Origin of the sequence: Brucella tritici (assembly GCF_008932295.1) — a bacterium.
GTDB classification, from domain to species: Bacteria; Pseudomonadota; Alphaproteobacteria; order Rhizobiales; family Rhizobiaceae; genus Brucella; species Brucella tritici.
Genome location: NZ_WBWA01000001.1, coordinates 252,242 through 274,889 on the forward strand (window position 1 = coordinate 252,242; position 22,648 = coordinate 274,889).

Genomic DNA, 22,648 nt, shown 5'->3' on the forward strand with positions numbered 1-22,648 from the left:
GCGAAGCGGTTTTGCGCAGAATAATGCGTAAAAAATAGCATATCCGCCGTCAAACGGCTTCCGGCAATTGCCGGAGTTCTGTCACCCGGTCGAACCACCCAAGCGTTGCCTTGCTGTCGGGAGCAAGAAGAACGCCGCAATCACCGGCGAAGTCGTTCCAGCCTTCGACATAGGTTTCCCGCACCACGGTCAGCACCGGAATCTGGCGCGCATAGGCCGTTTCGATGATGGAGCGGAAACCGTGCCCTTCCGTCTCGCCCTTGCCGAAACGGTTGAGGATCAGCATATCGGCGCCGCCGTCCAGTTCCGCCAGAAGCGAACCTGCCACATCGGCAAGAGCCGCCGGATCGAGACGACACCCCTTCGACCCAGAACCAAGCGACTGCGAGATAATCTGCGTCACGCCGGTGCCAATATGCTCGATCTCGATATCGCGGCAGCATTCATCCGTGTTGCTTTCGCGGTGCTGAAGAAAGCCCGCCACGCGTAAGCCCGCCTGCCTGGCCCGATGCGCTACGCCAGCCAGAAGCTGGTCCACCGGCACATCCTTTGCGGCCAGGATGGCGGCAAGTGTCGGTTCGCGGCTCATGCCCCGGCTCCCTCGCTCGACAGCAGATCAATGCCGGTAATGTCGGCATCGGCTGCGAGGATCGCGATATATTGCGACACGGCCTTCGACCAGGTGGAGGCCTCCAGCCAGCCGGCAATCCTGTCGGCGACATAATCGAACGGCAATTCCTCGCCCTCGATACGGCGGTCAAGCCGCACGATATGAAAGCCGAAGCGGCTTTCAATCGGGGCTGGCGTTATTTCGCCAACTGTGAGGCGCTCCAGCGCCCGCTCGAACTCAGGCACCGTGCTGCCGCGTGTGAGCTGACCGAGATTGCCGCCTTGCGCGCCTGAAGGGCAAGACGAATATTCATGCGCAACCGAGGCGAAAGTGGCAGGTGCGGCAATCACCGACGACGCCAGATGGGATGCGGTTGCACGGGCTTTCTCGCGCTCCTGCTGGTCGGCCGGATCAGCGGCGATCAGGATATGGCTCGCCTCCAGAATGGGCGCACTGGTAAAGCGATGGCGGTTGTTTTCGTAAAAGCGCAAGGCTTCCTCACGGGTGGCGGAAGGCACTTCCACCTCCCGTTCGATCACCATGCGCACCAGCGCATCCTCGTCGGTCTCGCTGCGCCCTTCTGCATCCTTCTCGTGCTCGGGTACGATGCCCGCTTCCCTTGCGCGCTGCAAAAGAAGCTCGCGCACGGCCAGCGCCCGCGCGGCGGCAAGCAGCGCCGCGCCGGGATTGTCCGACGGATGGTTTTGCGCCTCCGTCAGAATGTCGGTTTCGTTGATCGCCACGCCATTGACGGACACCGCATCGAAGACCGGGCGCGGCTTCGGTGGCACGCGCGTATCCGGCTCCTGATAGGTCGTGTAGCCCGTATTATGGGCATGAGCATGCTCATGCGATTGTTCAGATGGCTGTTTCCGGTCAAAAAGTGTCACCATGAGCCTTACTCCGCAGGAATACGCATATGCGAGGGCTGAGCCGTATGGTTGCGCTCACGCACGACCTGATAGCCCGGACGCCAGATGTAGCGCACCGGCGCACTCAGCATATGCACAAGACGCGTGAACGGGAACAGGAGGAAGATGGTAAGCCCCAGGAAGATATGCATCTTGAAGACAATCGACGCATTGGTGATGTAGCTCGATGCAGCCGGATTGAAGGTGAAGATGCCTTGCGCCCAGTTCATGAAAGTCACCATTTCGCCGCCGTCCAGATGCTGTAGCGAGATCGGAATGGTGCCGAGACCCAGCAGAAGCTGCAACCACAACAGAATGATAATCAGCGTATCGGTCGGTCGTGAGGACGCCCGAACGCGCGGATCGAACACACGGCGATGCACGAGCATGCTGGCGCCAATGATTGCCATCACACCGGCGATACCACCCGCCACGACGGCGAGAATCTGCTTTGCCTCATGGCTGACGCCAAGCATGTCGAAGACCCAGATCGGGGTCAGCAGGCCAACCAAATGACCGGCGAAGATGAACAGCACGCCGAGATGGAACAGAACCGAACCCCACATGAGCTGCTTGCGCCGCAAAAGCTGGCTTGAGCCGGAACGCCACGTATAGGGCTCGCGGTCATAGCGGAAGATCGAACCGAACACGAGCACGCTCAATGCGATGTAGGGATAGATGCCGAAAAGAAACGTATGGAGGTAAGCCATTTTCCGTCTCCTATATATGTGAAGGGTTGGACGGGGAGCCGGGCTTGCGCTGTGCTGCACGCATCTGCGTGCGCAACCGGTCCGGGCCGCAGGAATTGTCGCCTGCATTGCCGCCAAACGTTACCGCTTCTTCTTCCCAGATGCGGTCGAGCGCGGCCAGATCGTTCGGGTCGTCTTCTTCTTGCCGAAGCAGTTCTCCGACGAGGTTTTTGTCCGGCTTGGCATTGGCGACATGAAGCAGCGCCGCAAAGGCGTTGGCATAGGGCGACTGGCGCTTGCGCAGACGTTCGCCGATAGCCGCCGAGATATGGCCCGTCTGGGTGAGGAGATCGTGGATTTCCTCCGGCGAGCGCGTTGACAGGAATTCCAGAAACAGCGGCAGATAGTCCGGCAGTTCCTTGGCATCGACAACAAAGCCGTTGTCGTCATACATCTTCATGAGATCGACCATGGCCTGGCCGCGGTCGCGGCTTTCGCCGTGTACATGCTCGAAAAGATGCAGTGACAGCGACCGCGTGCGGTCAAAAAGATGCACGTAGCGTTCCTGTGCCTCGTAGAGGTCGCAGTCGCAGACATAATCGACAAGACTGTCGAGAAGCCTGCGGATGCCGGGCGAAAGTTTTTCCCCGGCAAGCGCCTCTTTCAGCTCCTCGCCGCCGAGTTGCAGCTCGGCGGTCGGATAGGACAGCAGCAGCGATATGATTTTCAGGGTCTTGTTCATTACACCTGCTCCCTGAAAATATCGGTTGGCGTCTGGACCACCTTCTGGCGCTTGGAGCCGAACAGGTCTTCGGTCGATGTTCCACCCGAGCAGCCATTGCCGAAGGTAAAGCCGCAGGAGCCGCGCACGTCATAGGCATCCTCGGTGATTTCACGATGCGTGGTCGGGATGACGAAGCGGTCTTCGTAATTGGCAATCGCCATGATGTGGTACATTTCCTCGATCATCGCGCTGCTCATGCCGACGCGGTCGGCAATCGCCTCGTCGATAACACCATCGACGGTCTTGGCCCGCATATAGGCACGCATGGCGAGCATGCGTTCCAGCGCCGAGATGACCGGCTCTTCCTTGCCTGCCGTCAGAAGATTGGCAAGGTAGCGGACCGGGATGCGCATCGAACGAACATCCGGCAGCGGACCATCCATACCAAGCTTGCCAGCGGCGGCAGCCGACTGGAGCGGCGAGAGCGGCGGTACGTACCAGACCATCGGCAGGGTGCGGTATTCAGGATGGAGCGGGAAGGCAATCTTCCAGTCCATCGCCATCTTGTAGACCGGCGAATGCTTGGCGGATTCCAGCCAGGCTTCCGGCACACCGTCCTTGCGCGCCTGTTCGATCACGGCAGGATCGTTCGGATCGAGGAAGATGTTGAGCTGTTCCTGATAGAGATCCTGTTCATTGGCCGTGGAAGCGGCCTCCGAAATACGGTCGGCATCATAGAGCATCACACCCAGATAACGGATGCGGCCCACGCAGGTTTCCGAACATACGGTCGGCTGGCCTGCTTCAATGCGCGGATAGCAGAAGATGCACTTTTCGGACTTGCCCGAACTCCAGTTGTAATAAATCTTCTTGTAGGGGCAACCGGAGACGCACATGCGCCAGCCGCGGCACTTTTCCTGATCGATCAGGACAATGCCGTCATCCTCGCGCTTGTAGATCGCCCCTGACGGGCAGGCCGCAACGCAGGTCGGGTTGAGGCAGTGCTCGCAAAGGCGCGGCAGATACATCATGAAGGTGTTTTCGAACTGGCCGTAGATTTCCTTTTCCACGCCTTCGAAATTATAGTCCTTCGAACGCTTGGCGAATTCACCGCCGAGAATTTCTTCCCAGTTCGGGCCCCATTCGATCTTTTCCATCCGCTCGCCGGAAATCAGCGAGCGCGGACGGGCGGTCGGCATGGTCCTGCTTTCGCCTGCCGTCTGGAGATGGCCGTAATCGAAGTCGAACGGCTCATAATAGTCGTCGATTTCAGGCAGGTCCGGATTGGCGAAAATCTTGGCGAGGATGCGCCACTTGGAGCCCATCTTCGGCTCTATCTTGCCGTTCTTCTTGCGGACCCAGCCGCCGTTCCACTTCTTCTGGTTTTCCCATTCCTTGGGGAAGCCGATGCCGGGCTTGGTCTCGACATTGTTGAACCAGGCATATTCCACGCCTTCACGGTTGGTCCAGACGTTCTTGCACGTCACGGAGCAGGTGTGGCAGCCGATGCACTTGTCGAGATTGAGCACCATTCCAATTTGGGCACGGATTTTCATTCTGCTGCCTCCTTCGCTGCGGAGCTCTGGTTGCCTTCTTCAAGCGGACCTTCCATCCAGTCCACTTTCTCAAGCTTGCGCACGACCACGAACTCGTCACGGTTTGAGCCGACGGTTCCGTAATAGTTGAAGCCATAGGACTGGTGGGCGTAGCCGCCGATCATATGCGTCGGCTTGGTGATGATGCGAGTGACGGAGTTGTGAATGCCGCCGCGCTGGCCGGTGAGCGGCGAGCCGGGCGTATTCACGATCTTCTCCTGCGCATGATACATGAAGACGGTTCCGTCCTTCATGCGCTGGGAGACGACCGCACGGGCCACAATGGCGCCATTGGCGTTGTAGACTTCCACCCAGTCATTATCGACAAGGCCTGCCCTTGCTGCATCCGGTTCCGAAATCCAGACAACCGGCCCGCCGCGATTGAGCGTCAGCATTAGGAGATTGTCCGTATAGGTGGAGTGGATACCCCATTTCTGGTGCGGCGTGATGAAGTTCAGCACCAGATGCGGCTTGCCGTCCGCCTTTTCACGGATTGCCGGGTTGACCGTCTTGGTATCGATCGGCGGGCGATAGACGCAGAAACCTTCGCCGAATGCACGCATCCACAGGTGATCCTGATAGAGCTGCTGACGGCCGGTCAGCGTGCGCCACGGGATCAGCTCGTGCACGTTGGTATAGCCTGCATTGTAGCAGACTGTTTCGGACTCGATGCCCGACCAGGTTGGCGAGGAGATGATCTTGCGCGGTTGCGCAACAATATCGCGATAGCGGATCTTCTCGTCTTCCTTCGGGATCGCGAGATGCGAATGGTCGCGGCCTGTGAACTTCGACAGCGCTTCCCATGCCTTGACCGCCACTTCGCCGTTGGTTTCCGGCGCAAGCGACAGAATAACCTCGGTTGCGTCAACATCGGTATAGATGCGCGGACGTCCCTCGCTTGCCCCTGGTTCCTGAACCTTGCCGTTCAGATTGGCGAGCAGCTCGACCTCGTGTTCGGTATTCCACGAAATGCCCTTGCCGCCATTGCCCAGCTTGTCAAGAAGCGGCCCAACGGACGTATAGCGCTTGTAGAGGTTTGGATAATCGCGCTCCACAACCACGACCGATGGCATGGTCTTGCCGGGGATCGGCTCGACTTCGCCCTTCTTCCAGTCAAGAACATCCTTCGGCTGCGCCAGTTCGCCCGCCGTGTCATGCAGGGTCGGCACAAGAACGATGTCCTTCTCGACACCCAGCACTTCCGGCGCCACTTCCGAGAACTTCTTCGCGATACCCTTGAAGATTTCCCAGTCGCTGCGTGCTTCCCAGGCCGGGTCGGCTGCGCTCGACAGCGGATGGATGAAGGGGTGCATGTCGGAAGTATTGAGGTCGTTCTTCTCGTACCAGGTGGCAGTCGGCAGAACGATATCGGAATAGACGCAAGTTGTGGACATGCGGAAATCGAGCGTGACCAGCAGGTCGAGCTTTCCTTCCGGAGCATTCTCATGCCACACGGCCTCACGGCTTTCCTGTGCGCCTTCCTGACCCAGATCCTTGCCAAGCAGGCCGTTCGACGTGCCGAGCAGATGCTTCAGGAAATACTCATGCCCCTTGCCCGAGGAACCAAGCAGGTTCGAGCGCCAGACGAACATGTTGCGCGGCCAGTTGGCCTCGTGGTCGGGGTCCTCGCAGGACATGGTGACGGTGCCGTTCTTCAAAGCATTCGCGATGAAGTCTTTCGGCTCCTTGCCCGACGCGGCGGCCTCCTTGGCAAGCTCCAGCGGGTTGGTCTGGAGCTGCGGCGCGGAAGGCAGCCAGCCCATGCGCTCGGCACGGATGTTGTAGTCGATCATCGTGCCGTCCCACGCGCCCTCAGGCGCGGTGGGCGAGAGAATGTCCTGCACCTTCACGGTCTCGTAGCGCCACTGGTCGGTATGCGCATAGAAGAACGAGGTCGAATTCATATGGCGCGGCGGACGATTCCAGTCGAGCGCGAAGGCAAGCGCTGTCCAGCCGGTCTGCGGACGCAGCTTTTCCTGCCCCACATAATGGCTCCAGCCGCCGCCGGACTGGCCCACACAGCCGCACATCACCAGCATGTTGATGATGCCGCGATAGTTCATGTCCATGTGATACCAGTGATTGAGACCGGCACCGAGGATGACCATCGAACGGCCATTGGTCTTTTCGGCATTGGTTGCGAATTCGCGGGCAACAGCAATGATCTGGTCGCGCGGGACGCCCGTGATCTTCTCTGCCCAGGCCGGGGTATATGGCAGGCCCTCGTCATAGGACTTGGCGGAATTCTCGTCGCCAAGCCCGCGATCGAGACCGTAATTGGCTGCGAAGAGATCAAACACCGTCGCCACCATGACGTCGCCGCCCTTGAGCTTCAGCTTGCGGGCCGGAACCTTGCGCACCAGCACGCTGTCATGGTCCGTGCCTTCGAAGTAGTCGTGCTCGCGGTTGCCGAAATATGGGAATGCCACATCGGCAACGGCATCGTGGCTGTCCTTGTCGATGAAGCTCTTGGCAAGCTCCACATCCTTGCCCTTGCCGTCCTTTTCTTCAAGGTTCCACTGGCCATCATCACCCCAGCGGAAACCGATGGAGCCCTGCGGCGCAACATAGGCACCCGATTTCGTATCGAAGGCGACCGTCTTCCAGTCTGGATTATTGCCTTCGCCGAGATCGCCCTTGAAGTCGGAAGCGCGCAGGAAGCGATCCGGCACATAACGTCCGTCCTTCTTCGAGAGCATGACCAGCATCGGGAAATCGGAATATTTACGGCAGTAATTCTCGAAATAGGGAACCTGCCGGTCAAGGTGATATTCGCGCAGGATCACATGGCCAAGCGCCATGGCAAGCGCGGCATCGGTGCCCTGCTTGGGATGCAGCCACAGGTCGGAGAATTTTGCGGCTTCCGAATAGTCGGGGCAGACAACGACCGACTTGGTGCCCTTGTAGCGCACTTCCGTATAGAAATGCGCATCCGGCGTGCGGGTCTGCGGTACGTTGGAACCCCAGAGCATCAGGAAACCGGCATTGTACCAGTCAGCCGATTCCGGCACATCGGTTTGTTCGCCCCAGGTCTGCGGCGATGCTGGCGGCAGATCGCAATACCAGTCATAGAACGACATGCAGACGCCGCCCAGCAGCGACAGGTAACGCGAGCCCGCCGCATAGGACACCATCGACATGGCCGGAATCGGCGAGAAGCCGATCACGCGGTCCGGTCCATAGGTCTTGGCGGTGTAGGCGTTGGCCGCGGCGATGATCTCGTTGACCTCTTCCCACGTTGCGCGAACGAAGCCGCCGAGACCGCGCACTTTCATATAATCGGCGCGCTTGGCTGGGTCCTGCTGGATCGCGGCCCAGGCTGCGACCGGCGTTTTCAATGCACGTTCCTTGCGCCACAGCTTCAGGAGGCGGGAGCGGATCAGCGGATATTTCACCCGGTTGGCAGAATAGACATACCAGCTATAGCTTGCCCCGCGCGAACAGCCGCGCGGCTCATGGTTCGGAAGATCGGCGCGCGTGCGCGGATAATCGGTCTGCTGGGTTTCCCAGGTGATGATGCCGCCCTTGACGTAGACTTTCCACGAGCAGGAGCCGGTGCAGTTCACGCCATGGGTGGAGCGGACAATCTTGTCGTGCTGCCAGCGCTTGCGATAGGCCTCTTCCCAGTCACGGTTTTCATTGGTCGTAACGCCATGGCCTTCCGAGAAGGTGCCGACATTCTTGCGCGCAAGAAAATTCAGGCGATCGAGGAGTAGACTCATGATTATATCCTCACTTTATTTCTTCAGGCAGCGGCAGCGGCTGGTTTGCTGCGGTGCTCCACGTCGTAGAGCAGACCGCCTTTTCGGGTGTAGACGCCCCAGGTGATGATGAGGCATGTCACGTAGAAGATCAGGAAGGCCCAGAGTGCGGCTTCCGGTCCGCCGGTCATGCTGATCGAGGTGCCGTAGCCCTTCGGGATAAAGAAGGCGCCGAAGGCAGCAATGGCCGAGGTGAAGCCGGTGATGGCAGCAGATTCCTTGTCCGCTTCGTGGCGGCGTTCTTCCGGGGTGGCGTTTGGCATCAGCCGCACCATTTCCTTCGACATGATCGCCGGGATCATCTGGAAAGTGGAGGCATTGCCTATACCGGTTGCGAAGAACAGCAGGACGAAGGAAGCAAAGAAGCCCCAGAAAGCATTCGGCTGATCCTTGATGCCGACGAAATACAGCACGCCCGCCACGCCGATCATCATCAGCACGAATGCCCAGATGGTAACGCGACCGCCGCCATATTTATCGGCAAGCCAGCCCGAACCCGACCGCGACAACGCGCCGACGAGAGGTCCGAGGAAGGCGAACTGAAGCGCGTTCACCTCGGGGAACAGGATGTTGGTCAAAAGCGGGAAGCCCGCCGAATAACCGATGAACGAGCCGAAAGTACCGGTATAGAGCCAGCACATAATCCAGTTGTGCTTGCGGCGGAAAATGACGGCCTGATCGGCAAACGAAGCCTTGGCCGACGCGATATCGTTCATGCCGAACCAGTTGGCGAAAGCCGTGACGACGATGAACGGCACGAAGAAGAAACCGGCATTCTGCAGCCAGAGCGGCGTGCTGCCGGCTTCGGTTGCAACCATTGCCGGATCACCGCCAAGCTTGCCGAAGATACCGGCAGTGATGACCAGCGGAACCACGAACTGCACGACGCTGACGCCGAGATTGCCGAGGCCAGCATTGAGCGCTGCCGCATTGCCCTTCTCATGCTTCGGGAAGAAGAACGAGATGTTGGACATGGAAGAGGCGAAGTTGCCGCCACCGAAGCCGCAGCAGAGCGCCAGCAGCAGGAAGATGAAATAAGGCGTATTCGGGTTCTGCACGGCATAACCGATACCGATGGCCGGAATGACCAGCGACCAGGTGGTCAGTGTGGTCCACAGGCGGCCGCCGAAGATCGGCACCATGAAGGAATAGAAGATGCGGAAGGTCGCGCCCGAAATGCCGGGGAGCGCCGCCAGCCAGAAGAGCTGATCGGTCGTGAACTGGTAGCCGACCAGCGGCAGCTTCGCCACCACCACGGACCAGACCTGCCAGATGGCGAAGGACAGGAGAAGCGCGGGGATCGAAAGCCACAGGTTGCGCTTGGCGATCTTCCTTCCCTTCTGTTCCCAGAAGGTCGGATCGTCCGGGCGCCAGTCGGTGAGGACGGAATCGCCCTTTGCAGGCTTGACGTCAACCTTCTTCAGGCCCTGCAATTCGGCAAAGGGTGGAAGCTCGTCCGTCGCCTTGCCTTCGGCTGCGCGTTCCATCTGGCGGATCGAGACATGCATCCACGCAAAGGAAACCGCGACGATGACAAAGAGCAGCATAAAGCAGCTTGTCCAGAGGCCGGTCTGGTCCAGAAGCACGCCGAACAGGATCGGCAGGATGAAGCCGCCAAGACCGCCGATCATGCCCACCAGACCGCCGACGGAGCCGACATTGCCCGGATAATAGACCGGAATATGCTTGAAGACGGCTGCCTTGCCCAAGGCCATGAAGAAGCCGAGGATGAAGACGGTGATGGTGAAGCCGATCACGCCCATTTCCGCATGGAAGGCCAGCGGGCCGTTATCGCTCTGGATGACATAATCCGTCGGCGGATAGGACAGCACGAAGGTCGCGACCAGCGAGACGGCGAAGGTCCAGTACATGACCCGGCGCGCGCCATAGACATCCGAAAGATGCCCGCCATAGGCGCGGAACAGGCTTGCCGGGACGGAGAAGAACGCCGCGATGATGCCTGCCAGGCGAATATCGACGCCATAGACATGGATCAGATACTGCGGCAGCCACAGCGCGAGCGCCACGAATGCGCCGAAGACGAAGAAATAGTAAAGCGAGAAACGCCAGACCTGAATGTTCTTCAGCGGCTCCAGCTCCATCAGGGTGCTGGTTGGCTTTTCACCTGTGCGCCGACGCTCGACCAGAACCGGATCGTCGCTCGTGGTGAAGTAGAAGATCAGTGCCATGACGACCATCGCGGCCGCCCAGATTTCGGCAACCATATGCCAGCCGAATGCAACCATGACCATCGGCGCGAAGAACTTCGTCACCGCCGAGCCAACATTGCCCGCGCCGAAAATGCCAAGCGCGACGCCCTGCTTTTCCGGAGGATACCAGCGCGAGACATAGGCGACACCAACCGAGAACGACCCGCCCGCCACGCCGACGCCAAGTGCTGCAATCAGCATCTGCGGGTAGGTGGTGGCGTAGGTCAGAAGGTAGGTGGCAACCGCCGAGACCAGCATTGTGAGTGTGAAAATGGCGCGACCGCCATAGCGATCCGCCCAGATGCCCAAAATGACACGGATCAGCGATCCGGTCAGGATAGGTGTGCCGACGAGCAGGCCGAACTGGGTTTCCGTCAGGCCAAGCTCGGATCGAATTTCAATGCCGATGATTGCAAAGATGGTCCAGACCGCAAAACAGACAGTAAAAGCGGTCGTACTCATCGCTAGCGCCGTAGTCTGCGCCCTGGGATTTTCCCCTGCGACATGTTGCATAGGCGTACTCCGAATTGAATACCATGGAAGGTTTCGTTTGCACTTATGCGTCGACTGTCAGATGAATACATTGATTAAGATCAATATCGGCAGACTATTCAAGTTGAATTTTAAATACTCGTACGTTAACGGCAAAAATAGATTTAGTTTGATCCAAGTATTGATTAATTCGCATTGCGCAATTGATATTTATCAAGCATAATTGACCGGTAAAAACTTGAGGGTGAAAGTGAGGTTTAATGCGGAAAGAAGACATCGACGCATTGAGGAATTTGCCGCTCTTTATGGACATGGCAGACGCCACGTTCGAGCGGATCATGCGTCCGAGCTTCGTGCAGTCATTTCCGCCTCGGACGACCTTGATCAAGGAAGACGAGCCTGCGGACTTTCTGTTCGCGATCCTCGACGGCCTTGTGCTGATGTCGGCGAAATCGGATGACGGCGAGACCGCGCTGGAGATACTGCGCGCCGACGACATCTTCATTCTGGCAGCCGTGCTCAATGACGATGTGTGCCTGCAGACCGCCCAGACATTGACGCCGACCCGCGTGTTGATGGTGCCCTCCAGCCTGGTCCGGGATTTGATGAGCGAGGATGTCGGCTTCATGCGTTCCGTCGTCTTTGAAACCGCACGCTCTTATCGCCGTCTGGTCAAGGAACTGAAAGCACAGAAGCTTCGAAGCAGTGTGCAACGCCTCGCCAACTGGATCGTCAAGGAATCGCTGTTGAACAACGGCGCGGAAGTCGTGATGATCCCTTATGAGAAACGAACCCTTGCCGCTTATCTCGGCATGACGCCGGAAAACCTGTCGCGCAATTTTGCGACGCTTGGCTCGCATGGCGTCAGCGTGCAGGCCTCCGCGATCAAGATCACGAACAAGAACAGGCTGCTGCAATTTGCTGCCCCTTCCCATCTGATCGACAGGGAAGAACCGACACGCACTGCCGACAGGGTATGAGACCGGCTTTCATCGTCCTGTCAAACAGAACAGCTATCCGGTGACTTTCCTGATCGAACGGATATCCGTCATGAAAGCACCTTTTGTTGCACTGTTTCTTGCCCTTGCCACCAGCGCCTCAGCACAGGAAATGCAGAAGCCGGAACTTATCGGCGCTATCACGCTGCCGACCGGCTTGAAAATTGGCGGCATTGAATTCGGTGGAATTTCCGGCCTCGATTACGATCCGCGAGAGGATGTCTATTACGCCATTTCCGACGACCGCTCGGAAAACGCACCTGCGCGCTTCTACAAGCTCAAGCTCGCCATCGACGGTTCCGGCGTGCAAAGCCTTGATATTCTGGAAACTGTCACGCTTCTGGACAAGGCCGGCAAACCATTTGAACTGAAGGATGTGGACCCTGAAAGCATCCGTTTCAACGGGGAGACCGGCACGCTCTACTGGTCGAGCGAAGGCGATAGGAATGGCAGGCCTTTTATCGGCGAAGCAAAGACCAACGGCAGCTTCATTCGCGAATTTGCTTTGCCGGAAGCCTACATCCCCGACGAGAGCAAGACACGCGGCATCCGCAACAATCTGTCTTTTGAAAGCCTGACCATCACACCGGACGGAAAGACGCTTCTGGCGGGAACGGAAAACGCCCTGATACAGGATGGCGACAAGGCGACGCTCGACCACGGCAGCCGTTCACGCATCATCGCGTTTGACCTCGCCTCGGGCAATGTGACGGCAGAATATGCCTATGACACCGACCCGATCTTCACCAAGGCGACGCTGCCGCCCTTCTGGAACGATAACGGCCTGTCGGAATTCGTTGCCGACGGAAATGATCTCCTCACCGTCGAGCGCTCTTTCGCCATGGGCGTGGGCAATCGCATTTCGCTTTACCGCGCATCCTTCGACGGCGCCAGCAATGTGAAGAATGTACCCTCACTGGCCAATCAGTCGGTGGCACCGCTCGGCAAGAAACTTCTCCTCCAGCTCAACGAAGGCGATTTCGGCCTCGACATCGACAATATCGAGGCCGTCACCTTCGGGCCGATGGTTGACGGCAAGAAAACGCTGATCCTCGCTTCCGACAACAATTTCAACCACGGTCAGGTCTCGCAGTTCATCGCCTTGAAGCTGCCCTGACCGACCCGAGCATTTCCAGCAAAAGTGCGGCGCGGTTTTGCGCAGGATATTCAGGTCCAGAAATAGCGCACGATATGGAAGAAGACCGGGGCTGAAAAGACAAGGCTGTCGGCGCGGTCGAGCATACCGCCATGTCCTTCGATCATGTGGCCCCAGTCCTTCACGCCGCGATCGCGCTTGATGGCGGAAGCAACGAGCCCGCCGAAGAAGCCCATGATGCATGACGTCGCCGCAAGGGCACCCGCCTGAACCGGCGAAAACGGCGTCAGCCATGCAAGACCTGCCCCCAGAAGTGAGGCTGCGGCCACCCCGCCCACAAACCCTTCCCAGGTCTTGGATGGCGATATGCTGGGCGCGATGCGATGTTTTCCGAACAGCTTTCCGAAAATATATTGTAGCACATCGCTGCCCTGCACCGTGGCCACCAGAAACGCGATCAGCAGCAGCTTCTTGCCGTCAAAACCGGGAATATCCAGCGTCATCAGCGCGGGCACATGGCTTATGCAATAGACCGACAGCATAATGCCCCATTGCTGCTCGCTAATGCGCTCCAGAAAGCGCGACGTATCCCCTGAAAGGGCTGTCAGAACCGGCATGGCGAGGAAGCAATAGACCGGGATGAAGATGGAATAGAGCCCGTACCAGTCGATCCAGATCAGATAATATTGCACCGGAATGACCAGCAGGAACATGCCGAGCAGCACGCGGTGGTCGGCGCGTCGTGTCTGCGTCAGCGTCGCATATTCGCGCAAGGCGGCAAACGAGATCAGCGCGAACAGCACGATCACGCCACCCTTCCCGAACAGGAAGGCGATGCACATGGCCCCGACCATGATCCACCATGCCTTGATGCGGGCATTGAGATTGACCAGCGTGGACGAAAGCGGCTTCGGCGCGCGCCATGAAAGAACACCGGCAACGGCGCTTGCCGTTATCAGAACGCCCATGAGGCCAAGGAATAATCGGGTCGTTTCACTCATGAGTGATTACCATTCTGAGGCTGAATATCGAGAAGGCTCTGGCGGGCGCGAGCGAGAAATTCCTTGCGGTCCTCGCCGTCGCCAAGCTGCACCGGCGCACCGAAAATGACACGGCAAAGAAGCGGCACCGGCAGCATGGCGCCCTTGGGCAGCACGCGCGACATGTTTTCGATCCAGCACGGCACCAGTTCGACATCGGGGCGCGCCAGCGCCAGATTATAGATGCCGGAACGAAAGCGCAGCAGCGCTTCATCGGTCATGTTGCGCGTGCCTTCGGGAAAGATGATGAGCGAATGACCATCGGCCAGCGCCTTCAGCATCACTTCCATTGGGTCTTGCGTGCGTTCCACCCAGTTGCGTTCAACGAGTACAGTGCGCAACAGAACTTCGGCCATGAACTGGCGCACGCGGTTGCCCCGCCAGTAATCGGCACCAGCGACAGCACGGGTACGCGCGCGCTCTTCCTGATCAAGACAGGAGGAAAGCAGGATGAAATCGCCATGGCTTGTGTGATTGGCAAAATAGATACGCTGATTGCGCGAGGGACCAGTGCCGCTCCAGATTGGCCGCACGCCGGTAATCCCGCGCGACAGGATTGCCAGAAAAGAACCGAAAATCGATTGCACCTGATGGCGGATCAGTTCCCGCATGTCATAGCCCCCATCCCAATGGCTGACCCAATGGCACTGTGGCCAACAGAATGAAAAGCACGATACCAAGCCCCATGAAGAAACGCAGACGCCCCATGATCCGTCGCGAGCCTTCAATCCTTGCCGCAAGCGGACGGACGGCGCCGTCACTGGAACGCAGACCCATGCGCTCCAGAATATGATCCACTTCAGCAAGGCCGGTTTCACCGGAACTGGCGATCAACCTGAAGAGCGCAGCATCGAACAGAAGATGCGCAGCGATACCCAGCACGATCAGTGCACTTACCAACAAAAGCGGCCAGATCAGCCAGAAGGCCAGATCATGCGCCGGGCGCATGAAGGGTGCGACCGCAAGAAGAACGACTGCGAAAGCAATGCCGAGAAAGCCATTGCGGCGCAGAACAATTGCCATGGACGCTGCCGGAGGATTCATGTCAGCTCCTCCGCCAATTGCAGATGCACCGGCCAGCCTTTTGCGCGGATCAGCGCTTCGGCTTCCCGCGCATTGGCGACACGCCCGGTAGAGACGAGCCATGTGACCGCAACTGTTGCGCTGCGTTGAAAACCAAGCGCGCAGCAGACAAGAACCGGGCCGTGGTTGCGTGCGGCTTCAACGGCATCGGCGGCCAGTTGCACTTTTTCGGAAGACGGCGCGACCAGATCAATCGTGCCAAAACTTTTCCATTCGATAGAATGGGGTGGCGGCACCATTTCAGCGGCAAGATCAATGACCGCCGCAAAGGATGAGAGTTCTGCGGCCTTTGGAAAACGCCCGAGAAACACCCCGTCGGCAAGCTCGATATGCGGCGGCAGCTTGCGTGTCCAGAACCGCACATTCAGCCGGGCAAAAAGCCGGTAGGGCCAGAGCAGCCAGCGGCTTGCGAGACTGACCGAACCATCTGTCTGCTTCTGGAAAATGCCAGCACCTGCACCGAAATAGCCAAAGGCCATGATGGCCAGTGCGGTTGCAGGCCAGAGCCAGAAAATCGCATAGCCGGTGACGGTCAGGCCATGGATGGCGAGTGCCAGAAACAGGATTGCACCCGTCAGATAGTAAAACCCGATCCTTCTGGCTTTGGGGTCTGATGTGAACTGAAAACCAGCGAGCGGTGAAGGACCGCTGCGCGGAAACAGCCACAAGGCAAACAGGCCAAGCAAAGCGCCTGCCGGAATATCGACCGCGTGGTGCTGATAGGTGGTCAGCACCGACAGACCGATCAGCAGACACCAGACATGCCAGACCACGCGCATGGTATCGCCCATCACGCGGCGCATCTGATCCCAGATGATAATCAGGAGCGCGATATGCAGCGAGGGCGCCTGATTGAAGGGTTTGTCGAAGCCGCCAAGCACATCGAACATAAAACCCGGAAGACCAGCCGTTGCCGGTTTTACGAAGGTTGCGGTCAACGGAAAAGCGACGAAGCAGAGAACAGCGATGATCTGTGCCGTCAGATAGCGCTTTGCCAGCCGGTCCACCTGGTTCGGACTGTCATTGACGAACAGCGCAATCGCATAAAACAGATTGACCGACCAATAGGGAACGATGCTCCAGGCGATAAACGGAACTTGGCTTTCCCATCCGAAAGCAAGGTTCGGCACATGGCCTTGCTGCGATGCGAGCCAGTTCGCCGTACCGTAGGTCAGGTAGAAAAAGGGCGCGAGAAACAGAAGCCAAAGGATCGCGCGACGGATCACAGGCCGCCGCGAAGATCCGTCAAGTTCCGTCAAATGCACTGTCACGCTTCGCCGTCTCCCACCCGCTCCGCAATCGAGACGGTGAAAATGCCCCACTGATCGACGCGCTGTTCGATCTTGCGATAACCCGCCTTCTCGACAAGCTGGTCCATCTCGCCCTGCGTGCGGCGGCGCATCACCCATGCCTCGCCGCCACGATGCGACGTCAGCGCCCGCGCGATCATTTCGAGCTGCGGATGCCAAGGCTGGTTGGTGTAGATCAGCAATGAGCCGGGTTTCTGCACGCGGGCGAGCCCCGACAGCGAACGATTAATCAACGCATTATCGGGGAAAAGTTCGTAAAGACCGGACACGATGGCGAGGTCCGGCTGCGGCGTGACCGCTGCGAGGCTTTCCTCGTTGAATGCGTCACCCTCTTCCATATGGGCAATCGCCTCCAGCCCGCGATCCCGGATGAGCTTGTTGCCCGCCAGTACGTTGATCGGCGAATAATCGCGCAGGTGAATGCTGTCCGGCATGTCTTCCGCACGCACCACCGCATCGATGACATAGCGGCCATGGCCGCAGGCAATGTCGAGAATATTGGTCGAGCGGCCCTCGCTTTTGAGCCGTTTGATCGCCGCACCGATCAGTTCTTCCAGATGCACCTTGCGCTGGCGGATACCACGCCAGCCGGTAGCTTCCAGAAACTGTTTGTCGATGAGCTTGCCGCCCGGCCCAAGGCCGCGTGCTTCATTCTCATAGACGTAATCAAGCGTCGAACCGGAATCGAAGCCGGTGCGCTTGCCGACTTTCAACCCTTCCGAAAACAACGCACCGAAGGCTATCGAAGCGCGTGTCGATGCCCAGTAAAGCCCCTGTGCCGTCAAAAGCGGCAGCGGGCTCGACAACCGGTCGGCCTCGTCGCGCGTGTGGCCGGCAATATGCGCTTCGGTCAGATCGGCGCGCTGCGGCTTTTCTGCAAAACGGGCCTCGATGAAATCATGAATGAGTTCGATTGCCGGTTTGCGATCCCGTTCGCCGAGCGTGTCGTGATAGAACCCTTTCAGAACATGCCGCTCCTTGATGCGGCTGCCGAGATTCTCGAAGAAGCGATGTTGCGGCGCGGGACGCACGACAAAATCGCTGCCGGAAATAAGCAGTTGCGTCGGAACGGTAATCGCCCGCGCATCGTCCACCACGCGCTTTGCCGTCTCATAGAGTTGCAGCAGGATATGCGATGCGATGGGCCGTGTGATCAGCGGATCGGTGCGATAGGATTCGATGCGCTCCGGATCATGGGTCAGGAATTGCGGCTTGACGTATGAATTGACGTAGAACGTGCCCTTCAGCTTCTGCCACAGGCCGATGCCTTCCTTGGCGAATGGCACATAGAGCTTGATGTCGAAAGCGGGCGAAGCCAGCACCAGCGCCCGAATATTCGGCGCATAATCATGCACCCAGGCCGCAGCCAGAACCGCGCCGACACTCTGCGCGATGATTGCCACGTCCTCGATGGCCGTGCCGGTTTCCTGACGGATATGGGTGACAAAACTGTCGAGGTCGCGGATCGACGCGCCGAAGGACGGCGAGAAGCCGCGCACGCCCGGCGACTGGCCGTGGCCGCGTGCATCCCATGCGTAGAAGGCGTAGTCGTCCAGTCCCAGCTCATCGACGAGGTGCGCGACGCGTCCGCTGTGTTCATGGCCGCGATGTAGCAGGACGATCACGCCTTTCGGCTTGTCGGAGAGTGACGGCCAGAAACGGTAGAACAGCGACGTGCCGTCATGGGTGACGAACTGGCTTTCCTGCGCCGCGCGATGCCGGTTTTTTGCGTGCTCGTTCATGCCATCCCCTCTCCAGATGTTTCCTCATGGGACAATTGCCCCCAATTTCTATTGAGTGAAACAAAATGTTTGAATAAACGAGCTGGAGCGAACCGCAAATAGCTGTTCAATACTTATTCTTCGTTTCCCAAGAGATTCTTGATGTCGGTTTATCAACTCAAGTCGCGTTTCCAGAATTTACTGAGACCTCTTGTCGTGCGACTTGCCGCAGGCGGTGTAACGGCCAATCAGGTTACAGTCGCCGCCGCGCTCGTCTCGATCATACTTGGCGCTTTTCTGGCGTGGAGCGGAAATGCGGCATGGTTTGCACTCGTCCCGATCTGGCTGTTTCTGCGCATGGCGCTGAACGCCGTCGATGGAATGCTGGCGCGCGAACACGGACAGAAATCGACGCTCGGCGCCTATCTCAACGAGATTGGAGACGTTGTTTCCGATGCTGCCCTTTATGCGCCTTTCGCGATCATCGCGCCGTTCACCGGCCTATGGATTTTCGCGATTATCTTTCTCGCCACCCTGACGGAATTTGCAGGCGTTGCCGGTGCGTCCGTGGGTGCAAGCCGCCGCTATGACGGCCCGATGGGCAAGAGCGACCGCGCTGTGGTCTTTGGCGTGCTCGGCACGTGGATTGCCATTGATGGCATTCTGCCACAATGGATTTTCTGGCTGCAGCCGCTCCTTTGCCTGCTTCTGGTCGTAACCACTGTCAAGCGCATCACAAACGGCATAAACGAAGCAAAGAGCGGGTAAAACGGCTTTCCGGTACTGGTATTGACGCAATTAGGGCCTATGTTGGTCCATTCAATTCCAGCTCAATCGGAGGCCATGCCAATGAAGAAAGCTAAGACTGCTTTTCTGTTTGCGGGCATATTCGCATTTTCATCCGCGTTCAGCCCGGTGCTGGCTGCCAGCAATGGCAGCTCGAAACAAAGGGCGAAGGAAGTCACTGCTGTCGTCAACGCCGTCGCGCAGAAAATGCCCGATCAGCCGATCAATACGGTGATGTATATCCGCTCCAACAATTTCGAGGTTCTGGCAGGCGACTGCACGGTGCGCGCGCATATCGTCTCGTCGGGACACAAGGCGAAAAGCAGCTCTCCCGACAAGATCAAGGTCAGGCTCAACAAGCGGCGTTGTGCACGCTAATTCCCGTTGAGTTGAGACTTTGCAACCGTCTTGACCGCCCAATCCGCGAAGACGCGGAGACGGTTGCTGAGGTGCCTGTTGGGTGGATAGACCAGATAGATCGGCATCGGCTCAATCTCCCACTCCTGCAGGACTGGGCGTAACGTGCCGTTTTCGATGTCATCCTTCACCATGAACAAGGGCGCCTGCACCACGCCGAGCCCTGCCCGCGCGGCAGCGAGATAAGTGGTCGATTCGTTCGCTGCCACGACATAGCGCCCGTTGACCTCGATTGCCTCCGTCCCCTTTTTGAAACGGAACGGCATCTGCTGGCCAGTCGATGGGCGGAAATAGCCGACCACTGTGCAGTTCCTGCCGAGATCGGAAGGATGCAGCGGCGTGGAACAACGGTCGAGATATTCGGCGGAAGCACAGGCGATGAAATGCATGTCACCGATGCGGCGCGCAATCAGCGACTGGTCGGTCAGCTCGCCGATGCGAATGGCGCAATCGACATTTTCCGCCACATAATCGACAGGCCGGTCCGATACGCCGAGATCGATCTGGATATCGGGATAACGCTGGTGAAACTCGATCAGCGCCGGAATGATGATGAGATTGGCGACCGCGCTCGCCATTTCAACGCGCAGGCGGCCCTTGGGCAAGGTCTGGGCGCTCGACAGGCTGCCGTCCAGCTCCGCAAGATCGGCCAGCAATCGTGCGGCGCGCTCATAGTAAAGTGCGCCATCCGGTGTTACGAGAACACGGCGGGTCGTACGATTGAGGAGTTTTGTACGAAGATGGGCTTCCAATCCCTGGATAAGATTGCTGATCGTTGCCTTGGGCATATTGAGCGAGGTGGACGCGCGCGTGAAGTTCCCGGTTTCAACAACCCGGAGAAAGGCGCGCATGGCCGAGAGCTGGTCCATTATCAAAAAGCCGTCATTGTTCGAGATTCTGGACAGTGTAACCAATTATAGGGGACTATTCCAGTCTATAGACAATGCTAATATCTGACCATGGCGGTTTGCCGCTATACATGAAGGCCAAGAAAGATGTGCGAGAAGTTTACGGTTGAGACATTGCAGGTTCATGGGCAAGCCCATGGGCAGGCTGGTAACACCAACTGCACGGCGCGCATTTATAGGGGCGCCAAATTGCTCTCTCCGCCGCCGGTGGTGTTGCACCTTCACGGTGGTGCTTTCTCGGTCAACTGCCTTGGTGACTGCGAGCGTGTTGCCGAAACACTTGCCGAGGCAGGTGCGGTGGTCGTGTCGCCGGAATATTCGTCGGCCTGTCTCAACCCGTTCCCGGCGGCGCTTGAGATAGCCTACTCCATTCTGACTTTGATGCGCGAGCGTTGCCCTGAATTTGCGCACAAGAAGTCGATGCTGTTCGTCGCCGGTGAAGAGGCGGGCGGTAATATTGCTGCCGGCGTGGCCCTCATGGCGCGCGATCAATATCTGACCGATCTCAAGGGTCAGATACTGCTTTCGCCCATGCTCGACCCCTGCCTCGCCACGGCGTCTTTCCGCAAATACTGCCCGGAAAGCGCCGTCCAGACGATGTCGGATGGCTGGCAGCATTATCTGGGCGAGTGCGCGGGTTTCACCCACCCCTATGCTGCGCCCGCCCTGTGTACGCGTCTTGCTGGTCTGGCACCCACTTTGCTTGTCACCAGCGCCCAATGCCCGATGCGCGATGAAACGCAGGCCTATGCCGAGCGTCTCCGTCAGGCGGGCGTGAAGGTTCAGTCTCATGTCCTGCCCGGAAAAGCCGGCTGGATAGCCGAAAACAAGGTGGCGAACACCGACTGGTCGCCACAGGAACATAAACTTATCGACCTGTTTTCCGATTTCTTCCGGCAGGCAGGAGCAAAGCCAATCGCAGCATAACATCAGTTTTAAAGTCCTCCCAAGCTTTGATCTGGTGCTCACATTGAAGCCGGCCCCCACCGGTTAGAGCGAAGCTCTAACCTCTTTTATTGAAAGCATAATCTGACCGATCCTCGTTCCACTCCGGTCGGATTATGCTCCAGGAGATACAACAATGACATCGATCACAGCCCGCCGGGCCCTATGGGGCGCCGGCCTGAGTATCCTATTGTCTGCAGCCGGCGGCGGCGCCATTCTTTTCGGCGCGCCTCACCTCAAGGCCGATGCTGCAACCGATATTTCCGCTCCACCGCCTGCCGTTCCGGTTTCGGTCGCCAAGGCAGAATCGCGACGCATCGTGAGCTGGGAAGAATTTTCCGGCCGTCTGGAAGCGATTGACCGGGTTGAAATTCGCCCGCGCGTCGGCGGCGCCATCCTGAAAGCCCATTTCCGCGAAGGCGCTCTGGTGAAACAGGGCGACCTCCTCGTGACTATCGATCCCGAGCCCTACGCGGCAGCGGTCGAAAAGGCAAAAGCGCAGGTTTCCGCTGAAGAAGCCCGCGTTGCACTGGCCAAGACCGAACTGGAACGCGGGCGCCAGCTCGTAACCACCCGTACGCTCGCCCAAAGCGGCCTCGACCAGCGTTCCAGCGCCTATGACGAGGCACAGGCAAGCTTACGCTCTGCCAAGGCAGCGCTGCGTTCCGCCGAGCTCGATCTTCAATATACCGAAGTACGCGCGCCGATCTCCTGTCGCGTCGGGCGGCTGGAAGTCACGGCAGGCAATCTGGTCGCGGCAAGTTCCGCCTCACCGGTCCTGACCACGCTTGTTTCGGTCGATCCGATCTATGCAAGCTTCAGCGCCAATGAGGAAGTCGTCACCAAGGCACTGGCCAAGCTTGCTGCTTCGCCGGGCGGAAACGCGATCGAGCGTATTCCCGTCCAGATCGGCACGGCTTCCGATGAAGGCACCCCGATTTCCGGCCATATCCAACTCATCAACAATGAAGTCGATGCCACAACCGGTACGATCCGGGTTCGCGCTGCAATCGACAATCCGGATGGAAGGCTCATACCGGGCCAGTTTGTCCGCATTCGTTTCGGCGAGCCGGAACCGGATGAGAAACTGGTGGTGAGCGACCGGGCGATTTCTTCCGATCAGGACAAGAAATTCGTCTTCGTGGTCGGCACGGATAACAAGGTTGAATACCGGCAGGTGGTTCTCGGTCGTAATTATGACGGCCTGCGCATTATCGAAAGCGGGTTGAAGCCCGGCGAGAATATCGTCGTGAACGGCCTGCAGCGCATTCGTCCGGGCGTGGTCGTCGCACCGCAACCCGTCACCGAAACACTTGCCAAGAATTGATCGCAACAGTGCGCGCTTGAGCGCG

Annotated in this window: 19 protein-coding genes; 6 read left to right on the plus strand and 13 right to left on the minus strand. The window is 58.5% G+C overall.

The genetic code is table 11. The features are described 5' to 3' along the window. Positions 1-49: 49 nt before the first annotated feature. The 7 genes from F9K91_RS01160 to F9K91_RS01190 are packed head-to-tail and all read right to left on the minus strand — an operon-like array spanning position 50 to position 11,013. Positions 50-589, minus strand: a complete 540-nt coding sequence (locus tag F9K91_RS01160) for a DUF2478 domain-containing protein (protein WP_151557028.1) — start codon at positions 587-589, stop codon at positions 50-52. Then, a complete protein-coding gene (locus F9K91_RS01165) occupies positions 586-1,503 on the minus strand; it encodes a peptidylprolyl isomerase (RefSeq protein ID WP_151557030.1) in 918 nt (305 codons plus the stop codon). The genes F9K91_RS01160 and F9K91_RS01165 overlap by 4 nt, the downstream gene beginning before the upstream one ends. Positions 1,504-1,508: 5 nt before the next feature. Next, positions 1,509-2,231 carry a respiratory nitrate reductase subunit gamma gene (gene narI, locus F9K91_RS01170; protein WP_151676969.1) on the minus strand — a complete coding sequence of 241 codons (723 nt, stop codon included), beginning with the start codon at positions 2,229-2,231 and terminating at the stop codon, positions 1,509-1,511. Positions 2,232-2,241: 10 nt separating this feature from the next. Continuing rightward, on the minus strand, positions 2,242-2,952 hold the full coding sequence (gene narJ / locus F9K91_RS01175; RefSeq protein WP_151557033.1) for a nitrate reductase molybdenum cofactor assembly chaperone: 711 nt from the start codon (positions 2,950-2,952) through the stop codon (positions 2,242-2,244). Beyond that, a complete protein-coding gene (narH, locus tag F9K91_RS01180) occupies positions 2,952-4,490 on the minus strand; it encodes a nitrate reductase subunit beta (RefSeq protein ID WP_151557035.1) in 1,539 nt (512 codons plus the stop codon). Before narH ends, narJ begins: the two co-directional genes overlap by 1 nt. After that, positions 4,487-8,251, minus strand: a complete 3,765-nt coding sequence (locus F9K91_RS01185; protein ID WP_151676970.1) for a nitrate reductase subunit alpha — start codon at positions 8,249-8,251, stop codon at positions 4,487-4,489. The genes narH and F9K91_RS01185 overlap by 4 nt, the downstream gene beginning before the upstream one ends. Positions 8,252-8,274: 23 nt before the next feature. Next, positions 8,275-11,013, minus strand: a complete 2,739-nt coding sequence (locus F9K91_RS01190) for a nitrate/nitrite transporter (protein ID WP_151676971.1) — start codon at positions 11,011-11,013, stop codon at positions 8,275-8,277. Positions 11,014-11,252: 239 nt separating this feature from the next. Between F9K91_RS01190 and F9K91_RS01195 the strand changes: the two genes are divergently transcribed. Then, entirely contained in the window at positions 11,253-11,972 is a 720-nt protein-coding gene (locus F9K91_RS01195; protein WP_061346722.1) for a cyclic nucleotide-binding domain-containing protein, read from the plus strand. Positions 11,973-12,042: 70 nt separating this feature from the next. Next, on the plus strand, positions 12,043-13,107 hold the full coding sequence (locus tag F9K91_RS01200) for an esterase-like activity of phytase family protein (RefSeq protein WP_151676972.1): 1,065 nt from the start codon (positions 12,043-12,045) through the stop codon (positions 13,105-13,107). 50 nt (positions 13,108-13,157) lie between these two features. On the opposite strand, the gene F9K91_RS01205 is transcribed toward F9K91_RS01200, so the two are convergent. The 5 genes from F9K91_RS01205 to F9K91_RS01225 are packed head-to-tail and all read right to left on the minus strand — an operon-like array spanning position 13,158 to position 18,261. Beyond that, positions 13,158-14,087 (minus strand): phosphatidate cytidylyltransferase, encoded by a 930-nt coding sequence (locus F9K91_RS01205; protein WP_151676973.1) that lies wholly within the window; start codon positions 14,085-14,087, stop codon positions 13,158-13,160. Further along, positions 14,084-14,737 (minus strand): lysophospholipid acyltransferase family protein, encoded by a 654-nt coding sequence (locus tag F9K91_RS01210; RefSeq protein WP_151557045.1) that lies wholly within the window; start codon positions 14,735-14,737, stop codon positions 14,084-14,086. The genes F9K91_RS01205 and F9K91_RS01210 overlap by 4 nt, the downstream gene beginning before the upstream one ends. A 1-nt stretch (position 14,738) precedes the next feature. Continuing rightward, positions 14,739-15,170, minus strand: coding sequence for a hypothetical protein (locus F9K91_RS01215; protein WP_151676974.1), 432 nt, complete (start codon positions 15,168-15,170; stop codon positions 14,739-14,741). Then, positions 15,167-16,480: a phosphatase PAP2/dual specificity phosphatase family protein gene (locus F9K91_RS01220; protein WP_151676975.1), complete on the minus strand. Its 1,314-nt coding sequence runs from the start codon at positions 16,478-16,480 to the stop codon at positions 15,167-15,169. Before F9K91_RS01220 ends, F9K91_RS01215 begins: the two co-directional genes overlap by 4 nt. Further along, positions 16,477-18,261: a bifunctional alpha/beta hydrolase/class I SAM-dependent methyltransferase gene (locus F9K91_RS01225; RefSeq protein WP_151676976.1), complete on the minus strand. Its 1,785-nt coding sequence runs from the start codon at positions 18,259-18,261 to the stop codon at positions 16,477-16,479. Before F9K91_RS01225 ends, F9K91_RS01220 begins: the two co-directional genes overlap by 4 nt. A 141-nt stretch (positions 18,262-18,402) precedes the next feature. Between F9K91_RS01225 and F9K91_RS01230 the strand changes: the two genes are divergently transcribed. Beyond that, a complete protein-coding gene (locus tag F9K91_RS01230) occupies positions 18,403-19,008 on the plus strand; it encodes a CDP-alcohol phosphatidyltransferase family protein (protein WP_151676977.1) in 606 nt (201 codons plus the stop codon). Positions 19,009-19,089: 81 nt separating this feature from the next. Then, positions 19,090-19,404 carry a hypothetical protein gene (locus F9K91_RS01235; RefSeq protein ID WP_151676978.1) on the plus strand — a complete coding sequence of 105 codons (315 nt, stop codon included), beginning with the start codon at positions 19,090-19,092 and terminating at the stop codon, positions 19,402-19,404. On the opposite strand, the gene F9K91_RS01240 is transcribed toward F9K91_RS01235, so the two are convergent. Then, positions 19,401-20,312 (minus strand): LysR family transcriptional regulator, encoded by a 912-nt coding sequence (locus F9K91_RS01240; RefSeq protein ID WP_151557055.1) that lies wholly within the window; start codon positions 20,310-20,312, stop codon positions 19,401-19,403. The two genes, F9K91_RS01235 and F9K91_RS01240, sit on opposite strands and share 4 nt — an antisense overlap. 126 nt (positions 20,313-20,438) lie before the next feature. Here F9K91_RS01240 and F9K91_RS01245 point away from each other — a divergent pair, with 126 nt between their 5' ends. Next, complete coding sequence (locus F9K91_RS01245; protein WP_151676979.1) at positions 20,439-21,278, plus strand: alpha/beta hydrolase; 840 nt, start codon at positions 20,439-20,441, stop codon at positions 21,276-21,278. A gap of 154 nt (positions 21,279-21,432) precedes the next feature. Then, positions 21,433-22,623 (plus strand): efflux RND transporter periplasmic adaptor subunit, encoded by a 1,191-nt coding sequence (locus tag F9K91_RS01250; protein ID WP_151676980.1) that lies wholly within the window; start codon positions 21,433-21,435, stop codon positions 22,621-22,623. The last annotated feature ends 25 nt before the right edge of the window (positions 22,624-22,648 follow it).